Genomic DNA, 1052 nt, shown 5'->3' on the forward strand with positions numbered 1-1052 from the left:
GAGAAGCGCGGCACCTGGGCGTACTTCTCCCTCGTTCCCGGCGCGCTCGACACCCTCGCCAGCCTCATCACCACGCCAGCCCGATAGTCACGATTTCCACGGGCCCCGAAATACTTCGGTTGGTCCAAGCGGCGCGACTGTGAGCAGCTTTGCTCGATGTCGCCCTTTTCGCCGCGCTTCGTGTCGATGGTGTGAGCACTCGCCGGGGATGCTGGTTGGCAACCGAGCACCCACGAAGGCCACCCTGACGTGAGGGTGGCCTTCTGCTGGTCTGGACGGTTAGAGGCTGGCGAGGAGCGCGGCGCAGGCTTCTTCGCAGCGGCGGCATGCGTCGGCGCAGATCTTGCAGTGCTCGTGCATGTCGGCGTGCTGTGCGCATTCGTCCCCGCACGCCTTGCAGGCGGCCAGGCACGCCTCGAGGATCGTGCGGGTGAGGTTGGCGTCGTAGCCGGTGTGGCGGGAGAGGACGTTGCCGGTTGTTGCGCAGATGTCGGCGCAGTCGAGGTTGGTGCGGATGCACTTGGTGAGCTCGGCGACCATGTCTTCGGCGAGGCACGCGTCGGCGCACGCGGTACAGGTTTGCGCGCATTCGAAACACGCGTCGACGCAGGCGGCGAGGGCTGCCTGGTCGATGCTGCCGAGGTCCTTCGGGTAGGTGCGGAGCATGTCGGTGGTGGTGCTCATGGGTCATCCTTTCCGTCGGTACTGCTGTTTCGCCGGCGTCGGTTGACGTCGAACGTGTGGGGGCCATGGTGGCCGGTTCGGGCTTAGCTGACTCCTCGTGTGGCGAGGAAGGCCATCGGGTCGGTGGCGACGCCGTTGTTGCGGATCTCGAAGTGCAGGTGGCATCCGGTGGAGACGCCGGCGTTGCCGACGCCGGCGATGTTGGTGCCGGCGGCGACGGTTTGCCCCGTGCGGACGTAGATGCCGGTGGCGTAGACGTGGGCGTAGGCGCTGGTGATGCCGCCGCCGTGGTCGATGATGATGATGTTGCCGTAGCCGCCGTAGGGTCCGGCGTAGGTGACGGTGCCGGCGGCGGTGGCGTAGAGCGG

2 protein-coding genes are annotated in these 1052 nt (G+C 67.0%); both read right to left on the minus strand.

Annotated elements, in window-relative coordinates; translation table 11 throughout:
- Window positions 1-279 precede the first annotated feature (279 nt).
- A complete protein-coding gene (locus DEJ00_RS18165; protein WP_111058337.1) occupies window positions 280-684 on the minus strand; it encodes a four-helix bundle copper-binding protein in 405 nt (134 codons plus the stop codon).
- Window positions 685-767: 83 nt separating this feature from the next.
- The coding region (locus DEJ00_RS18170) for a M23 family metallopeptidase (protein WP_146248026.1) at window positions 768-1052 on the minus strand (285 nt) is incomplete at its 5' end.

Origin of the sequence: Curtobacterium sp. MCLR17_039 (genome assembly GCF_003234745.1) — a bacterium.
Taxonomy (GTDB): domain Bacteria; phylum Actinomycetota; class Actinomycetes; order Actinomycetales; family Microbacteriaceae; genus Curtobacterium; species Curtobacterium flaccumfaciens.